The sequence below is a fragment of the Ruegeria sp. CL7 genome (genome assembly GCF_056536445.1).
On the sequence record NZ_JBQFPQ010000001.1, the window covers coordinates 718,054 to 733,829 of the forward strand.

Here is a 15,776-nt window from a genome sequence, read left to right on the forward strand (position 1 = left end):
GCGTTAAACTATCTCATAAAGCATTTGGAGCTTTCTGGCGAGGGGAAATGTGACGCAGCGTCCGCGCGGGCGAGGCGCAGCCGACGGGCAAAGCGGTGCGACGATGGTCCGACAATATCCGGCGGCCCAAACAGGATCAGCGGATCACGATTTCATCCGCTCGGATCATACCAAGAACAGAACGTGCCTGCTGATCGAGCAGGTCAAGATCCAGATAGGTGTCGGACAGGCGCCGGGTCAGGTTCTCCAATTCGGCGATTTGGGCGTTCAGCTTTTCCAGGTCCTGTGACAGCGCGTCCCGTTCCGCAGCAATTTCGACCCGCCGAAACAGGCCATAGTCACCTTGTACGGCGGCAAAGGTGAAATACACACCAAGCATGAAAGCCACCGAGAAAAAGATGATTGAGCCCAAACCGGGCCGATGGGAACGGGACACTCTGTTTACCGCCGTATGAAAACTAGCCTCAAAAACGTGCCCTTTGCGAGCATCTGAACACACTATGTCACAGGTGATTCGGGTTGTGAATCCCCTGTTTCGATTTTTTCATCAGTAATTTAAGCGCGTCCTGATCCTCGTCAGCGCCAGGATTCCAGCGCCTGATTTCGCGCGACGGTCTGTTCTTTCATGCAGGTCCAGTAGAACATCGGCGCAGCGCTGCCGCCGCCTGGCAATTCCTTGTCGCAGGTTGCGTCTCGGACCTTCAGCCAGACGCGTTGTTCGGCCAGAAGAGCATCGCCGTCGCCGCGCGCATCGGCTGCGGGTTTGATCTGTGCCCACAGCCGGTTGAGTTCGCGATCTGCGGCCTCCCATTGTTCCTTGGCGCAGAAATTGGCGTCAAGCTGGGTTTGGCCGCCGCAACTGGATTGAGCGGCGGCAGAGCAGGGCAGCATCATTAGGACAAGAAAATAAATTGGCTTCACGGTAATATCCCCCGTTCAAAAGGGGATAATACCATGGACCATGTCAGGCGATCAAAGGCGGCAAGCAGTGCTTACTGATCCAGCGCTGCGACACCGGGCAGCGTTTTGCCTTCCATCCATTCCAGAAACGCGCCACCCGCGGTTGAGATATAGGTGAAGTCCTTGGCGGCACCCGAGGCGTTCAGGGCAGCAACCGTGTCTCCACCTCCGGCGACCGAGATCAGCTGACCCGAACGGCTGAGCGCGGCCGCCTTCAAGGCGGCGGCATTGGTGGCGGCGTCGAACGGTTCCAGTTCGAATGCGCCCAGCGGACCGTTCCAGATCAGGGTTTTGCTTTTGTCGAATATCTCGATGATCGCGGCCACGCTTTCGGGGCCAGCATCCAGGATCATGCCATCCTCGGGGCATTGATCCGCGGGCAAAACCTGATGAGGGGCATTGGCTTCAAACTTTTTGGCAACCACGACGTCACGTGGCAGAACGATCTGGCAGCCGGTGCTTTCGGCCTTGGCCAGAATTTCGGCAGCGGTGTCTTTCATCGCAGTTTCGGCCAGCGATTTTCCGACACTGACACCTTGCGCGACGAGGAACGTATTGGCCATGCCGCCACCGATCACCAGATAATCGACCTTGTCGATCAGATTGCCCAGCAGTTCCAGCTTGGTCGAGACCTTGGCCCCGCCCACAACCGCTGTTACCGGGCGTTTGGGCGCGCCCAACGCGCTTTCCAGTGCCTGCAACTCGGCCTGCATCAAACGGCCCGCACAGGCAGGCAGCAGGCGCGCGATGGCCTCGGTCGAGCTGTGGGCCCGATGCGCCGCTGAAAACGCGTCGTTGCAGTACACGTCACCCAGCCTGGCCATACCTGCGGCCAGATCGGCATCGTTCTTGGTTTCCTCCGCGTGAAAACGCGTGTTCTCGAGCAACAGCACCTGGCCGGGCTGCAAGGCACCGGCGGCCAGTTCCGCCTCGGCCCCGACGCAATCGGCAGCAAACTGCACCTTTGCGCCAAAAGCGCTTTCCAATGTCGGGACCAGTTGTTTCAGCGACAGGCTTTCACGCCGTTCGCCACCGGGACGGCCAAAATGAGCCAGAAGGATCGGTTTTCCACCAGCGGCCAGAATATCGCGCACCGAGGGGACGATCCTTTGAATGCGGGTGGCGTCGGTCACAACACCGTCAACCACGGGCACGTTGATATCCACACGCACCAGCACGCGTTTGCCGTTCAGGTCCATATCGTCCAGTGTTTTCCAGCCCATTGTGCGATCCTTGTCATTGGCAAATGATTTAGGCGGTTCTTTTCCTGCAATTTGCCCTCAGGTCAATGCGTCACTTGGCATTCGTACGCGTGCGTCATAGGTATTTGCGCAAGATAAACGACAGGAGGGCCTCATGGCCGAGATCAAGGATCCCGAAAACACGATCATCATCGAGCTGAAAGACGGCAATGTCGTCATCGAGCTGCTGCCGGATGTGGCGCCTTTGCACAGCGCGCGGATGAAAGAACTGGCCCGCAGCGGAGAATACGACAACGTGGCCTTTCACCGAGTGATCGACGGCTTCATGGCCCAAACCGGTGACGTGCAGCACGGCGACATGGAAGATGGGTTCAACCTGCGTATGGCGGGGACCGGCGGTTCGTCGCTGCCGAACGTGCCGGCAGAGTTTTCCAAGCTGCCCCATGATCGCGGTACGCTGGGCGCGGCCCGGTCGCAGAACCCGGATTCGGCCAACTCTCAGTTCTTCATCAACTTCAAGGACAACCACTTCCTGAACGGTCAGTACACCGTTTATGGCCGCGTCATCGAAGGCATGGAGCATGTGGACGCGATCGTACGTGGCGAGCCGCCTGCGAACCCCGACCGCATGATCAGCGTCAAGGTGGCCGCAGATGTATAAGCTTGCCGCCGCCTTTGCCCTGCTGGCAAGCCCGGCGCTGGCCAGCGGTTTGCAGATCGAGGTCGAAGGGGAAGGGGCCAATGGCACGATCTCCATCGATCTGTTCGAAGATGTCGCGCCGAAGCACGTGGAACAGATCACGGCATTGGCTGCGGACGGCACGTACGATGGTGTGGTGTTCCACCGCGTGATCGAAGGTTTCATGGCCCAGACCGGCGATGTTCAATACGGCAATTCCACCGCGAACGGCTTTGACATGCGGTATGCCGGGCGTGGCGGGTCAGACCGCCCGGATCTGCCGGCTGAGTTTTCTGATCTGACCTTTGATCGTGGCGTGGTCGGCATGGCCCGATCGCAGAACCCGGATTCAGCCAATTCGCAGTTCTTTATCATGTTCGAACCCGGCCCGTTTCTGGATGGCCAGTACACCGTGGTCGGTCAGGTGACCGACGGTATGGACGTGGTGGATGCGATCAAACGGGGGCATTCCCAGACCGGAGCGGTTACGGGACAGCCCGACATGATGAAAAAAGTCACCGTCACCGAATGAACCGAAACAGCCCGGCGTTCCAAAAAGCGCCGGGCTGTTTCTTATGGTCGATTGAACAAAACTCAATCGTCTTGTGACATCGCTTTCCAGATGACCGCACCGATCGCGCCGCCGATCAGCGGGGCCACCCAGAACAGCCACAGCTGTGACAGGGCAGGGCCGTCGGCAAACAGGGCGACGCCTGTGGACCGGGCCGGGTTGACCGAAGTGTTGGTGACCGGAATTGACACCAGGTGGATCAGGGTCAAGGCCAGACCAATTGCGATGGGGGCGAAACCGGCCGGCGCCTTGTCCGAGGTTGCACCCAGGATGATCAGGATGAAGAAAGCGGTCATCACGATCTCGATCACCAGAGCGGACATCAGAGAGTATCCGCCGGGTGAGGCCTCACCATATCCGTTGGACGCAAATCCCCCGACGCCGGCGAACTCGGGCGCACCGCTGACGATCAGATACAGTACCACTGCGGCGGCTATGGCGCCGATGACCTGAGCGATCCAGTAGGGCAGCAGATCCTTTGCCGGAAACCGCCCGCCGATCATCAGACCAAGGCTGACCGCCGGATTGAAGTGCCCGCCCGAGATATGGCCAACCGTGTAAGCCATTGTCAGAACCGTCAGGCCGAAGGCGAAGGAAACGCCAAGCCACCCAATGCCGACATCTGCAACGCCCGCTGCCAATACGGCACTGCCGCAACCTCCGAGAACCAGCCAGAAGGTGCCGAAGAACTCGGCCAGTAGTTTTGATGACATGAAATTTCCTCCACAATGCAATGAGCTTAAGTGTAATTCATAAATTAACTTTTGTTAAATTGAGCCGAACGGGGAATTTTCCCGGCACCCGCGCACCAGGGGTCGCAAAGCCTTAGTGCCATTGAGAAGGATCCAGGTGAAACAGCTTGGACAGTTGCTTGTAAACCTCCGGGTCCGACCTGCGCAGGGCCTTTGGCCGCTCAAAGAACACTTCAACCGAAACGGCGAAAAACTCCTCGTGCCCTTCCGCGCCATAAGGGTCGATTACGGTTGGCTGCCCGGATTCAACGGCGCGTACATGCGCGTCATAGGCTGTCAGGAATGAGGATTCCCATTCTGAAAAGCTTTGGTCGTCGCTAAGTACGGGCACTCCGTTGGCCGACCCTGTCAGATCGTCGATCTGATGGGCAAATTCGTGAAACACAACATTTTGGCCGTCATGATCGTTCATGGCTCCGCGCTGGCTATGCGCCCAGGACAGGATCACCGGGCCGCGGTTCCAGCTTTCCCCTGTGCGCACGATTTCCTTCTCGGTGACGACATAGCCGCTGTGCCGGCTCTGTCTGGATTTGAATGCGCTGGGATAGATCAGGATGGTGGTCAGATTGTCATACCAGAGATCGGTATTCACAACCAGCAGACAGGCTTGCGCGGCGATGGACAGTTGCATGTCTTCGGAAACGTCCAGGCCGTCACACCCAATGAATTCAACCTGATCAAGGAACAGGTTGATCTTGCCCTCCAGCTTTGCGCGCAGGCCTTGCGGCAGTTTCCGCAAGATCGGGACCTGAGCGTCGACAAGCTGCCGTTGCTTGTCAGTCAACGGCGCGGCCAACAGGGCGTGGCGCGCCTGTCGTTTGGACCAGAAGTAAAAGGCCAGACCTGTGGCGACCACCGCAACAAGTGTCAGAAAAATCAACATGGCCCGACCCTAACGTGATCCCGGCGGGATCAAAACAGGTTTCCCGGATACAGGCTGCGGTGCAAAAAAGAAACGCCTCGGGTCTCCCCGCGGCGTTTCCGATCTGACCTGATGGGTCGAATTACTGCTTGACGTCTGCTGCCGGGTTCGATCCGGCTTTGGCGCTGCGGCCCGGATTCAGCGGATCGTCCTGCCGCTGTACGGATCCTTCGAAATGCGCTCCGCTTTCGATGGCGATGGTCTTGTGGATGATGTCGCCTTCGACACGTGCGGTCGATGTCAGACGCACCTTGAGACCACGTACGCGACCCACGATACGTCCGTTGATCACGACGTCATCTGCGGTGACTTCACCTTTGATCGTTGCCGACTCACCAATGGTCAGAAGGTGAGCGCGGATGTCGCCTTCGACTGTGCCTTCCACCTGTATGTCACCAGAGGTTTTGATATTGCCAGTGATGTGCAGATCCGAAGACAAAACCGACGCAGGCGGTTTGGGCTTGGGTGCAGTGGCAGGTTTCGACTCGGTCGGTGCAGGGGCCGCTGGGGTCGCCGGAGCGGCTGGTTTGGCCGCCTCGGGTGCCTTGGATGCGGGCTCGTTGATTTTGCTTTTAGAAAACATTTCTCGCAGCCTTGATGTAAGTCATTGGGTTTACGGGTTTTCCGTTCACGCGCACCTCATAGTGCAGATGCGTGCCGGTCGACCGTCCGGTGCTACCCATATCAGCAATATGATCCCCGCGCGAGACCCTTTGACCAACCTTCACGTTGATCTTGGTGTTATGAGCGTAAAGTGTCTCAATTCCGAATGCGTGCTTGATTTTCACAAGCCGTCCGAAACCGGATTGCCAGCCTGCGTGGGTAACGACGCCGTCTGCGGTCGCAAAGATATCCGTGCCTTGCGGCCCGGCAAAATCGACCCCGTTATGCATCCGGCGACCACCGGTTTTGGGGTCGCGCCGGCTGCCATAGCCGCTGGTAAAACGCACGGCCGAATGTACGGGATTGGCAAAGGGGGCCTTTTCCGCAGCAAGTCGGTAAAGGTTCAGCTGATCCATCTGTTTCAGCAATGTATTCGCGCGGGCTTCCTCGGCGGACACCTCGTCCACCTCACCGCGCGTGCTAAGGGATAAAGGGGTCAGCGGACCGCCCATACCGCTATATCCGCGCCGGACCTCTTCGATGATGCGGTCTGTTGGCATTCCCGCCTGACGGAACATCTTGTCCAGCGGCTCGACCGAGATCACCATGGCCTCTTCCAGCTGTCGGAAAATCTCGTCGCTGCGTTCCTGCATAAGGCGGATTTCCAGCTCAAGATCATCGCGCTGGTCCAGTGCCTCTCGGGCGTCGGCGGCGATCTGATCGCGTTCCTCGGCCGTGCGCGCCAGAGCATCCGTCATGAAGGCCATCTGTACCGGCGCGCTGGAGGTCGTTACGTACATGTCAGCCTTGCTGTTTTCCTGCTTCAGCGCCGCCAGTTCCTTCCGCGCATCTTCGCGCTGTTTCATGGTGGTGCGCAGCGTGGTCTGAATGACTTCGATCCCCGTCTCAAGTTCGCGACGGCGGTTTTCCGAAGCCAGCAGTTCGGACTGCATGGCGGATATCTGTTCCAGCGCGGCATTGAAACGATCCTGAGCGGCGAGCGCTTCCTGCGCACGGGCGTCGCGTTCTGCGGACAGGATATTCAATCGTTCTTGATAGGTTGCCTGGTCGCGTTTCGCCTGTTCCCGGAAGTTGCCCGAACCAATGCTGTCCATCAGCAGAATGGCAGTTGCTACCGCGGTCCATCCGACCATGACGGCAACACCGGCCACCGCGACCACCTGCGTTTCCGAGCTGAGACGGATAAAACGTGTATCTTTGTCAGACTTCAGAAAAACCCGGCGTTCCGGAAAGTACCGTTCAAATGCGGAGTGTATTTTTATTGCCAGACGTGTTCGCACGCGTCCTACCTCTCATCCCCAAGATCGGGACCGGTTGTGGGTGCCGGCCGCTCCTTGGGCCGACTGCATAAAGGGCAGGCAGCGTTCGGGCAAGTTTGTTGATCAGTCCGGCGCCAACTGCGTAGAAATCCCCCCAAAGATCGGCGGGAAATTGCCGAAAACAATCTTGAGGCGTCAGTTTGGGATTCCCCCGGGCGTGGGCAGGTCTTCGGTCAGCGGCCAGTAGAAATCGGGCGGCAACCCGGCCTCGGCCCGTTTTTCCTCGTTGAAGGGTGGTTTGAGGACGCCGTGGAAATACCGGCGTACCAATGCGTGAAACACATCCTTGGGGTCCGTGTTTTCACGGCCGCACAGGAAGTGAAACCACTTGGACCCATAAGCGACATGGCCGACTTCTTCGGCATAGATCACCTCAAGCGCCGCGATGGCCTGTTCAGACTTGGCCTTGCGAAAAATCTCGATCATGCCGGGGGTCACATCCAGACCACGCGCTTCGAGCACCATCGGCACGACCGCAAGCCGTCCCATCAGGTCGTCTGCGGTGTCTTCGGCCGCGCGCCACATGCCCGCATGGGCGGGCAAGGCGCCATAGTGGCTGCCCATCTGTTCCAGGCAATCGCAGACCATCTCGAAATGGCGCGATTCCTCTTCGGCGCATTTTACCCAATCGTCATAAAACCCGATCGGCATCGGCACATGGCCAAAGCGGGCAATGATATCCCAATGCAGATCGACGGCGTTCAGTTCGATATGCGCCACGGCGTGCAAAAGGGCGATGCGGCCCGCCTCGGTGCCCGGTTTGCGCTTTGGCACCTCGCGCGGAGACAGGAGTTCGGGCCGTTCCGGGCGCGCGGGTCGCAATGGGGGAGATGCCGTACCGATCTCGATCGGGGGCGCGTCGCCCTTGCGCGAGGCAAACCACGCTACGGCGTGCTGTTTGGACAGGGCGGTCTTTTCCCGACCTTCCGCCTTTGCAAGAACTTCGGTCGCCATCTGAGTCAGCGATTTGGACACCATTATTCTCCGCCTTGTTGATCCTGTGGCTCTTAAACCGGATGGCGACCGTGGTCGAGGACGTTACAGCGCGCGCACGGCTTCCAGCACCTCGTCCACGTGGCCGGGAACTTTGACCTTGCGCCAAACGCGGGCAATTTTGCCTTCGGGGTCGATGATGAAAGTCGAACGTTCGATCCCCATCGATTTGCGCCCATACATGTTTTTTTCGACCCACACGCCGTAGTCTTCACAGACGGTCGAGCTCTCATCCGACAACAGCGGTGTGGTCAGCCCATGCTTGGCGACGAATTTGTCATGTTTGGCGACGCTGTCGCGCGAGATGCCGAAAACTTGTGCGCCCGCATCGGCAAAGGCCTGAAGTTGTTCCGAGAAACCGATGGATTCCTTGGTGCAGCCCGGCGTATCATCGCGGGGGTAGAAAAACAGAACCACGGTGCTACCGCGCAACGCCGAAAGCGTCACCTCGCCGCCGCCGTCGCGCGGCAAAGTGAAGTCAGGGGCGATGTCTGAAACGTCGGGCATTGGAAACTCCGCTAAAGGTTTTTAAAGGCTGCCTGATATCATAGGGCAACGCGTGCGGGTTGGAAGGCGTGGATAGCAATTTGAAGCAGCACGAAGACGGTGACGGAGCACAGCCGGATAAGCCCGCGCGCCGTCGGTCTCGCCGTCGGGCCGCTGGTCTGTGGGCCATGCGCGGCACTTTCGTGCTGGTGTTGCTGGCGCTGTTCACCGGTTTCATGGTTGTCGGGCAAAGAATGCACGCACCCGTTTGGCTGCGGGACAGGGTCGAGGCGCGGCTTGAACAGGCATTGGGCGGGCTGCAAATCCGGTTTGGCGACGTGAGTTTCATCATTCACGAGGGATGGCGACCCCGTCTGCGTCTGACCGATGTGGCCATCAGCGACGCTGAGGGTCGGCAAATTGCGCAGGTGTCCGACATGCGCGCCAGTCTGGCGATGCGCCCCTTGTTGCGGGGGCACGTTCGTCCCAAAAGGATAATTCTGAGGGGTGCGCAGGTCGCCGTGACCCGGGACAAGGACGGGGCGCTGAGCCTTACGGTCGGGTCCGGCAGCGCACCGGTGCAGGAGGCCCCGAACCTGGCACAGCTTATCGAGGCTTCGGATCAGGTCTTCCTGTCTCCGGCCCTGTCGGCGCTGACCTCGGTCGAGCTTGATGCGATCACACTGGATTATCGTGATCTTCGGCAGGAGCGGTCCTGGATTCTGGACGGTGGGCATATTCAAGCCAACCGAGCCGGCAACGAAGTGCGCTTGGCAACCGGGTTTTCGGTTCTGGCGGGGCGTGACTATGTCAGTGCCATCGAGGCCAATTATACAAGCGTTCTGGGCACACCTGCCGCACATTTCGGAATCTCGGTCACCGATCTTCCGGCCGAGGACATCGCGGGCCAAACGCCCGCACTTGCCTGGTTGCAGGTTCTGCGGGCCCCGATCTCGGGTGCCTTGCGCGGTGGTGTCGATGAAAACGGCGCGATAGGAACCTTGTACGCCACGCTGAATCTGGGGGCGGGGGCGGTGCAGCCAAACCCGGAAACACGCCCGGTTCCTTTCGAAGCAGCGCGCACCTATTTCACCTATGATCCCGAAGGCCAGATCCTGAATTTCAACGAAGTTTCGGTGGTCTCGGCCTGGGGTGAAGTACAGGCTGACGGAAAGGCGTTTCTGGAAGGTGTGGAAGATGGCGTGCTGGACAGCCTGTCTGCACAGTTGCGGCTGTCCGGTATCAACGTAAACCCGGCAAACCTGTTCCCGCAGCCTATTCAGCTTTCGCGGGCCAGTCTGGATTTCAAGATGGCCCTCAATCCGTTCCAGCTGAATCTGGGTCAGATGACCATAGAAGATCCGGGTCACACGGTGCGTGCCTTTGGTGTCCTGACCGGGCGGCCGGATGGTTGGGCCGTCAAGCTGGATGCCCATTTGGATCAGATGACCTCAGACAAGGTGCTCAGTTACTGGCCCGAACGTCTGGCCCCGAAACCGCGAGAGTGGGTGACCGAAAACCTGTACGAAGGGGTTCTGTCGGATATGGATTTTGCCCTGCGCCTGCTGCCCGGATCCAAACCCGATCTCTATCTGGATTTCGGGTTTGAAAAGGCGAAGGTCCGATTTGTCAAAACCCTGCCGCCGATCGAAAACGCTCAGGGTCAGGCCAGCTTGCTCAATCAACGCTTTACCGTCACTGCGCAGCAGGGCGTTGTGATTGCGGATGACGGCGGTGCTGTTGATGCGTCGGGGACGTCCTTCATCATACCCGATACGGATATCAAGAAATCCGCGCCGGCGATTGCGCGCATTCAGGCCAAAGGCAGCGTGACGGCCGCGTTGTCTTTGTTGGACCGGCCTCCGCTGGAATTGCTCAGCAAGGCGGGGTTACCCGTTGATGTGGCAAAAGGAACGGTGTCGCTTGCGGGAACCCTTTCCCTGCCCTTGAAAAAGGGTCTCAAGTTTGACGAGACCGAGTTCCATTTCGACGGAAGGTTGGCCAACCTGTTCAGTGACCGCTTGGTGCCCGGATTTGACATCAGTGCTGATCTTCTGGCCCTTTTTGGTGATCAGTCCGGCGTTCAGATTCAGGGGCAGGGGCAGTTCGGGGACGTACCGCTGACGGCGCTCTGGCGGCAGCCGATAGACGGCAAGTCTGAACAGCGAAGCACCCTGACCGGTCAGATCGAGCTGTCGCCGCGATTGATGGATGAGATCGGCGCCGGTCTGCCTCCGGGGATGCTGACCGGCAAAGGGATTGCAGATATCACGTTGGGGCTCGGCGCCGGGGTTGCCCCGAAATTGTCCGTCACGTCCGATTTGCAGGGTGTCGCGCTAGCCATACCCGAACTTGGTTGGAGAAAGGGGGCCAATTCGACCGGCTCTCTGACGGCCGAGGCGACTTTGGGGTCGCAGTTGAAGGTGGATAGCCTGCGCATAAATGCAGCGGGTTTGCGTACAACAGCCTCCATCACGTTTCGTGAAAACGGCGAATATGACCGGGTTCGCTTCACCTCTTTTGACCTGGGCGATTGGCTGGCGGTCCCGGCAGAGCTGATCGGGCGCGGAAACGCCATGCCGGATATCCGTGTGCTTGGCGGCGTCCTTGATATGGGCCGCGCGAATTTCGGCGAAAGCGGCGGATCGGGCGGCGGGGGCGGTGCCGGGCCGAAACTGGACGTGACGCTGGATCGCCTTCAGGTTACGGAAACCGTCGCGCTGACCGGGTTCCAGGGTGCCTTTCAGACGACCGGCGGAATACAAGGGAACTTCACCGCGCAGGTCAATGGTGGCGCGCCGGTCAGGGGGCAGGTCAGCCCCAGAGGGAACCGAAGTGCCGTTGACCTGACGTCGCAAGATGCGGGGTCCGTGCTGCGATCGGCCGGAGTACTGACACAGGCGCGGGGCGGAGAAATGACCCTCAAGCTCGAACCTGTGGCCGCAGCCGGCAGCTATGACGTGATACTGAGAATCACCAACACACGGATCACCGACGCCCCGGCCATGGCGGCCTTGCTGAATGCCATCAGTCTTGTGGGCTTGTTGGATGAAATGGCGGGGCAGGGTATCTTTTTTGCAGCAATCGATAGCCGGATGCGTGTCACCCCCACAGACATCAAAGTGCTCAGCGGCAGTGCCGTCGGCCCGTCGATGGGCCTGTCTTTTGATGGCACCATCGACACGGTGAACGGATTGCTGAACCTGCGCGGTGCGATCTCGCCCATATACCTGCTCAACGCAGTTGGCAGCGTGTTTACGCGCAAGGGTGAAGGCGTTTTTGGCTTCAACTACACTCTGACCGGCCCGCTTGCCTCGCCCAAAGTGTCGGTAAATCCGTTGTCCGGTCTCGCACCTCTGTTCCTGCGCGACCTGATGCGCGCCCCGGCCCCCAAAGTTCAGGATGGTCCGAACGCAGTGCCGCAGAAGCCGGATGAACCCAAACGCACATTCGGCTCATCCCCAAGTGACCGATGACAGGATATGGCCGAATCTGATGCAGGGTTGTAAGGCGCGGGCATGAAACTCAGCGATTTTGATTTCCATCTGCCCGAAGACCTGATCGCCACGCGGCCGGCCAGCCCGCGTTCCTCTGCGCGTTTGCTGGTGGCGCAGGGGGATGCAATCACGGACAGCCATGTTTTCGACCTGCCCGATTTCTTGCGGCCCGGCGACCGGCTGGTGTTGAATGACACACGGGTTATTCCGGCGCGACTGAACGGCCGGCGTCACCGAGACAGCGCGCAGGGGCCGGTTTCCGCAGGGATCGAGGCCACTTTGCTGGATCCACAGGCCGATGGCACGTGGTCTGCGTTGATCAAGCCGCTCAAGAAGGTGAAGCTTGGGGAAGAGATTGTCTTCTCGGACGATCTCAGCGCCACGCTGGACAGGGTTGCGGATGGCCAGGCGCATCTGCGCTTCAATCTCAGCGGCGAGGATTTCGACGCGGCGCTGGATCAGGCCGGAGCAATGCCTTTGCCGCCCTACATCGCAGCCAAACGTCCGGCTGATGAACGGGACAAGACGGACTATCAGACCATCTGGGCAAATCATTCAGGCGCCGTGGCCGCCCCGACCGCATCGTTGCATTTCGATGAGGCGCTGATGCGGGCGCTGGCAAAACGGGGGGTAAGCTTCACGCATGTGACGCTTCATGTGGGGGCAGGAACTTTTCTTCCGGTCAAGGTTGAGGATGTCACAACACACAAGATGCATGCTGAATGGGGGCAGGTAAGCCCCGGCGCCGCCGCCGAGATACAGGCAACCAAGGTCGCCGGCGGGCGGGTGATCCCGGTAGGGACAACGGCTTTGCGCCTGATCGAAAGTGCGGCAAGGTCAGGAAAGATTGAACCCTGGGAAGGCGAAACGGATATCTTCATCTATCCCGGTTTTGAATTCCATGTCACTGACGCATTGATGACCAATTTTCATCTGCCGAAATCCACGTTGCTCATGCTGGTTTCGGCACTGATGGGACAGGATCGGATGCGCGATGTCTACGCGCATGCCATCGCCCGGAAATACCGGTTCTTTTCCTATGGCGACGCGTCGCTTTTGTTCCCTTGAGAGGCGCGGAAACAGTATCACGGATCGGGAATGTCGTAGACAAGCGCGACGCAGGCGGTCTTTGATCGCAGAACGACATTAAAAACAGGTTGGCATTAGTCGGAGGCCCCAATGATTCAGGTCCTTTCCAGCGCATGGGCGCTGCTGCTCGGCATGGGGTTGCTGATGGTCGGAAACGGCCTTCAGGGCACGATTCTGGGTGTGCGGGGTGAGATCGAAGGCTTTTCGACCTTCGAGATGTCTTTTGTCATGTCGGCTTATTTCCTGGGCTTTCTGGGCGGCTCACGCCTTGCGCCCGAGATGATCCGGCGTGTTGGCCACGTGCGGGTCTTTGCGGCCCTTGCGTCGTTCATTTCAGCCGTGATGATTATGTATCCCATGCTGACAAACCCGATCGCATGGATTCTGGGCCGGGTGGTGATCGGGTTCTGTTTTTCGGGCGTCTATGTCACCGCCGAAAGCTGGCTCAACAATGCGGCCAGCAACGAAAATCGCGGGCAGGCGCTGTCGCTCTATATGATCGTCCAGATGACGGGGATCATCAGTGCGCAGGCGCTTGTTCTTGTTGGTGACCCGGCCGGTTACGAGACCTTTGTGATCGCCTCGATCCTGGTTTCAGTGTCCTTCGCACCGATTTTGCTGTCAATCTCGCCCACACCGGCCTTTGATACCACCAAACCGATGACCCTGAAGAAACTACTGGAAACCTCGCCTCTGGGCTGCGTGGGCATGTTTCTTCTGGGGGGCGTGTTTTCGGCGCAGTTCGGCATGGCGGCGGTGTATGGCGCCCGGGCAGGGTTGTCGCTAGTTGAAATTTCGACCTTCGTTGCAGCGTTTTATGTTGGTGCGGTGGTCTTGCAATACCCTTTGGGCTGGTTTTCTGATCGTATGGATCGCCGCTTTCTGATCTTGCTTGTGGCGCTCGCCGGTGCCGGTGGCGCAACGATCGCTATGATGATGGGCGGATCGTTTCCAATTCTGCTTGCTTCGGCTTTCCTGATCGGCGGTATGTCCAACCCGCTTTACTCCTTGCTGATTGCGCATGCGAATGACTTTCTGGATCACGAGGATATGGCGGCCGCATCCGGTGGGCTGGTATTCATCAACGGTCTGGGCGCGATTGCCGGGCCGGTGATCACCGGATGGCTGATGGGGGATGCCGTATTCGGGCCACCGGGCTTTTTTCTCTTTATTGCGGCACTGTTACTCGCAATGGCACTTTACGCCCTGTATCGGACGACGCAGCGGGCATCGATACCCGTGGACGAAACCGGCACAATGTCGACGCTGTATCCAACAGCTTCGCCAGTTGCGTTTGAAGTGGCACAGGAAGTCGCCATCGAAGCCGCCGAGGCCGAACAGGCTGAGCAGGAAGATGCCTAGGACACAGGATTATGTCGCAAGTGTTGCAATATGTTACTGTAACAGTTCTGCAAAACGGCCTTAAATGACGTTACGTCCAGACTACGGGCACAAGACGGAGTTTAAGGCAATGGTAACGCCTGAAGAAGTATTGAGTTTTTGGTTAGATGAGGTGGGTCCAAAGGGCTGGTACAGTGAGGATGAAGCGCTGGATTCAGAAATCCGCGCACGTTTTCAATCAACGTGGGAGGCTGCGGCCGAGGGCAAGTTTTCGCTCTGGCTGACCTATCCCAGCGGGTCACTGGCTTACATAATTTTGACGGACCAATTTCCACGCAACATGTTCCGCGGGCAAGCGCGTGCTTTCGCGACGGACCGAGCGGCCCTGGCGGCTGCCAAATGCGCGGTGGACAGAGGTTGGGACAAGAAGATCGATGAACCGGCCCGGCAGTTCTTTTACCTGCCGATGATGCATTCGGAAAATCTGTGTGATCAGGAACGCTGCGTGCGTCTGATCTGTCAGAACCTAAGCGGCGATACAAGCAATCTGCTGCACGCCCGTGCGCATCGTGAAGTGATCCGCAAGTTCGGTCGTTTCCCTTACCGGAACAAAGCACTGTCGCGCAGCTCAACCCCCCATGAAGTGGCTTACGTCGACATGGGCGGCTATGGCAGCACCGTACGACAACTGCAAGCGATGGCCTGAGATCGCTGATACATGTTGTTCGCCTCGGTTGTTCGCGCGGGGCGCTTCAGGATCCCGGCTCACATCCTTTGAACGCCAGGACGCGTTCGGATGCGATGTCTGCTCCGGCCTGTATGGCTTGGGCGATCAGAACCTCTGGTGTCTCCGCAAGTTCTGTGAATCGCTCCTGCGCTGTTTGTAGCTTTTGGTCAACCGCGTTCAGGCGTCGCAATGTTGCCTGGATATTTTGAGCGGTTTGACTGTCCGTAACTTGGTTTTCCCTCATCAGCGTCGCCAAATCGTCACGCAACGCGGAAAGTTCGCCCCGAATGCCCTTCGCCTCATCCCGAAAAGGGGCAAGAACCTGTACGGCCGCTGAGAATTCTGCCGAGACGCTTTCGACTTTCGATGCCAGCTTCCAGCCTAAAAACAAGCAAAGCGCCACAAGTATCAAAGTTGCGTTAAGCAGAGCAAGCGCGAGATCTTTCAGTGTTTTGGCCATGGTAAACCCCTTGAATTCAATGTCTTCACGAATGTCCGAGCGGCGTCGGCAGTTCCGTTCTAGCCATAGCGCGGGCCGGGGTATAGGCTGAAATCCGCACATTCAGGCATGGTTTACCTTGCGTCTCATTTGTCGCGGGAAGGCGTGTTGATGC

Annotated in this window: 16 protein-coding genes; 6 read left to right on the forward strand and 10 right to left on the reverse strand. The window is 58.7% G+C overall.

Annotation, left to right across the window (positions count from 1 at the left end; translation table 11 throughout):
• Positions 1-136 precede the first annotated feature (136 nt).
• From ACR0LI_RS03620 to ACR0LI_RS03630, 3 genes are all read right to left on the reverse strand, one after another.
• Positions 137-436: an FtsB family cell division protein gene (locus ACR0LI_RS03620; RefSeq protein WP_171115419.1), complete on the reverse strand. Its 300-nt coding sequence runs from the start codon at positions 434-436 to the stop codon at positions 137-139.
• 140 nt (positions 437-576) lie between these two features.
• Complete coding sequence (locus ACR0LI_RS03625) at positions 577-921, reverse strand: lysozyme inhibitor LprI family protein (RefSeq protein WP_480718022.1); 345 nt, start codon at positions 919-921, stop codon at positions 577-579.
• Between the two features lie 71 nt (positions 922-992).
• On the reverse strand, positions 993-2,183 hold the full coding sequence (locus ACR0LI_RS03630; RefSeq protein WP_480718023.1) for a phosphoglycerate kinase: 1,191 nt from the start codon (positions 2,181-2,183) through the stop codon (positions 993-995).
• A 133-nt stretch (positions 2,184-2,316) separates the two neighbouring features.
• On the opposite strand from ACR0LI_RS03630, the gene ACR0LI_RS03635 reads away from it, so the two are divergent.
• Both ACR0LI_RS03635 and ACR0LI_RS03640 read left to right on the forward strand, forming a co-directional pair.
• The gene (locus ACR0LI_RS03635) at positions 2,317-2,823 is read left to right on the forward strand and encodes a peptidylprolyl isomerase (protein ID WP_152458298.1); all 507 of its coding nucleotides are present in this window, start codon (positions 2,317-2,319) and stop codon (positions 2,821-2,823) included.
• Positions 2,816-3,373, forward strand: coding sequence for a peptidylprolyl isomerase (locus ACR0LI_RS03640; protein WP_171723071.1), 558 nt, complete (start codon positions 2,816-2,818; stop codon positions 3,371-3,373). Before ACR0LI_RS03635 ends, ACR0LI_RS03640 begins: the two co-directional genes overlap by 8 nt.
• A 62-nt stretch (positions 3,374-3,435) precedes the next feature.
• Here the strand turns inward: ACR0LI_RS03640 and aqpZ are convergent, their stop codons facing one another.
• The 6 genes from aqpZ to ACR0LI_RS03670 form a co-directional block, all read right to left on the reverse strand.
• Complete coding sequence (gene aqpZ, locus ACR0LI_RS03645) at positions 3,436-4,125, reverse strand: aquaporin Z (RefSeq protein WP_171639294.1); 690 nt, start codon at positions 4,123-4,125, stop codon at positions 3,436-3,438.
• 112 nt (positions 4,126-4,237) lie between these two features.
• Entirely contained in the window at positions 4,238-5,047 is an 810-nt protein-coding gene (locus tag ACR0LI_RS03650) for a M90 family metallopeptidase (RefSeq protein WP_480490435.1), read from the reverse strand.
• A gap of 121 nt (positions 5,048-5,168) precedes the next feature.
• Positions 5,169-5,669, reverse strand: coding sequence for a bactofilin family protein (locus ACR0LI_RS03655; RefSeq protein ID WP_117868644.1), 501 nt, complete (start codon positions 5,667-5,669; stop codon positions 5,169-5,171).
• Complete coding sequence (locus tag ACR0LI_RS03660) at positions 5,659-6,990, reverse strand: DUF5930 domain-containing protein (protein ID WP_480718024.1); 1,332 nt, start codon at positions 6,988-6,990, stop codon at positions 5,659-5,661. The genes ACR0LI_RS03655 and ACR0LI_RS03660 overlap by 11 nt, the downstream gene beginning before the upstream one ends.
• A 174-nt stretch (positions 6,991-7,164) precedes the next feature.
• Complete coding sequence (locus ACR0LI_RS03665; protein WP_480718025.1) at positions 7,165-8,007, reverse strand: ferritin-like domain-containing protein; 843 nt, start codon at positions 8,005-8,007, stop codon at positions 7,165-7,167.
• A 60-nt stretch (positions 8,008-8,067) separates the two neighbouring features.
• Positions 8,068-8,529, reverse strand: a complete 462-nt coding sequence (locus tag ACR0LI_RS03670) for a peroxiredoxin (protein ID WP_171115431.1) — start codon at positions 8,527-8,529, stop codon at positions 8,068-8,070.
• A gap of 80 nt (positions 8,530-8,609) precedes the next feature.
• Between ACR0LI_RS03670 and ACR0LI_RS03675 the strand changes: the two genes are divergently transcribed.
• From ACR0LI_RS03675 to ACR0LI_RS03690, 4 genes are all read left to right on the forward strand, one after another.
• On the forward strand, positions 8,610-11,984 hold the full coding sequence (locus ACR0LI_RS03675; RefSeq protein WP_480718026.1) for a YhdP family protein: 3,375 nt from the start codon (positions 8,610-8,612) through the stop codon (positions 11,982-11,984).
• A gap of 42 nt (positions 11,985-12,026) precedes the next feature.
• Positions 12,027-13,073, forward strand: coding sequence for a tRNA preQ1(34) S-adenosylmethionine ribosyltransferase-isomerase QueA (gene queA, locus ACR0LI_RS03680; RefSeq protein ID WP_171631735.1), 1,047 nt, complete (start codon positions 12,027-12,029; stop codon positions 13,071-13,073).
• A 111-nt stretch (positions 13,074-13,184) separates the two neighbouring features.
• Positions 13,185-14,456: an MFS transporter gene (locus ACR0LI_RS03685; protein WP_171631739.1), complete on the forward strand. Its 1,272-nt coding sequence runs from the start codon at positions 13,185-13,187 to the stop codon at positions 14,454-14,456.
• A gap of 109 nt (positions 14,457-14,565) precedes the next feature.
• Positions 14,566-15,141 (forward strand): DUF924 family protein, encoded by a 576-nt coding sequence (locus ACR0LI_RS03690; RefSeq protein WP_171631742.1) that lies wholly within the window; start codon positions 14,566-14,568, stop codon positions 15,139-15,141.
• A 46-nt stretch (positions 15,142-15,187) separates the two neighbouring features.
• Here the strand turns inward: ACR0LI_RS03690 and ACR0LI_RS03695 are convergent, their stop codons facing one another.
• The gene (locus ACR0LI_RS03695; protein ID WP_480490426.1) at positions 15,188-15,622 is read right to left on the reverse strand and encodes a hypothetical protein; all 435 of its coding nucleotides are present in this window, start codon (positions 15,620-15,622) and stop codon (positions 15,188-15,190) included.
• Positions 15,623-15,776 lie beyond the last annotated feature (154 nt).

Excerpts from the sequence above, each read along its gene's own strand:
- ACR0LI_RS03630 (WP_480718023.1), bottom strand. The coding sequence starts at position 2,183 with ATGGGCTGGAAAACACTGGACGATATGGACCTGAACGGCAAACGCGTG.
- ACR0LI_RS03635 (WP_152458298.1), top strand. The coding sequence starts at position 2,317 with ATGGCCGAGATCAAGGATCCCGAAAACACGATCATCATCGAGCTGAAA.
- ACR0LI_RS03640 (WP_171723071.1), top strand. The coding sequence starts at position 2,816 with ATGTATAAGCTTGCCGCCGCCTTTGCCCTGCTGGCAAGCCCGGCGCTG.
- aqpZ (WP_171639294.1), bottom strand. The coding sequence starts at position 4,125 with ATGTCATCAAAACTACTGGCCGAGTTCTTCGGCACCTTCTGGCTGGTT.
- ACR0LI_RS03650 (WP_480490435.1), bottom strand. The coding sequence starts at position 5,047 with ATGTTGATTTTTCTGACACTTGTTGCGGTGGTCGCCACAGGTCTGGCC.
- ACR0LI_RS03655 (WP_117868644.1), bottom strand. The coding sequence starts at position 5,669 with ATGTTTTCTAAAAGCAAAATCAACGAGCCCGCATCCAAGGCACCCGAG.
- ACR0LI_RS03665 (WP_480718025.1), bottom strand. The coding sequence starts at position 8,007 with ATGGTGTCCAAATCGCTGACTCAGATGGCGACCGAAGTTCTTGCAAAG.
- ACR0LI_RS03670 (WP_171115431.1), bottom strand. The coding sequence starts at position 8,529 with ATGCCCGACGTTTCAGACATCGCCCCTGACTTCACTTTGCCGCGCGAC.
- queA (WP_171631735.1), top strand. The coding sequence starts at position 12,027 with ATGAAACTCAGCGATTTTGATTTCCATCTGCCCGAAGACCTGATCGCC.
- ACR0LI_RS03685 (WP_171631739.1), top strand. The coding sequence starts at position 13,185 with ATGATTCAGGTCCTTTCCAGCGCATGGGCGCTGCTGCTCGGCATGGGG.
- ACR0LI_RS03690 (WP_171631742.1), top strand. The coding sequence starts at position 14,566 with ATGGTAACGCCTGAAGAAGTATTGAGTTTTTGGTTAGATGAGGTGGGT.
- ACR0LI_RS03695 (WP_480490426.1), bottom strand. The coding sequence starts at position 15,622 with ATGGCCAAAACACTGAAAGATCTCGCGCTTGCTCTGCTTAACGCAACT.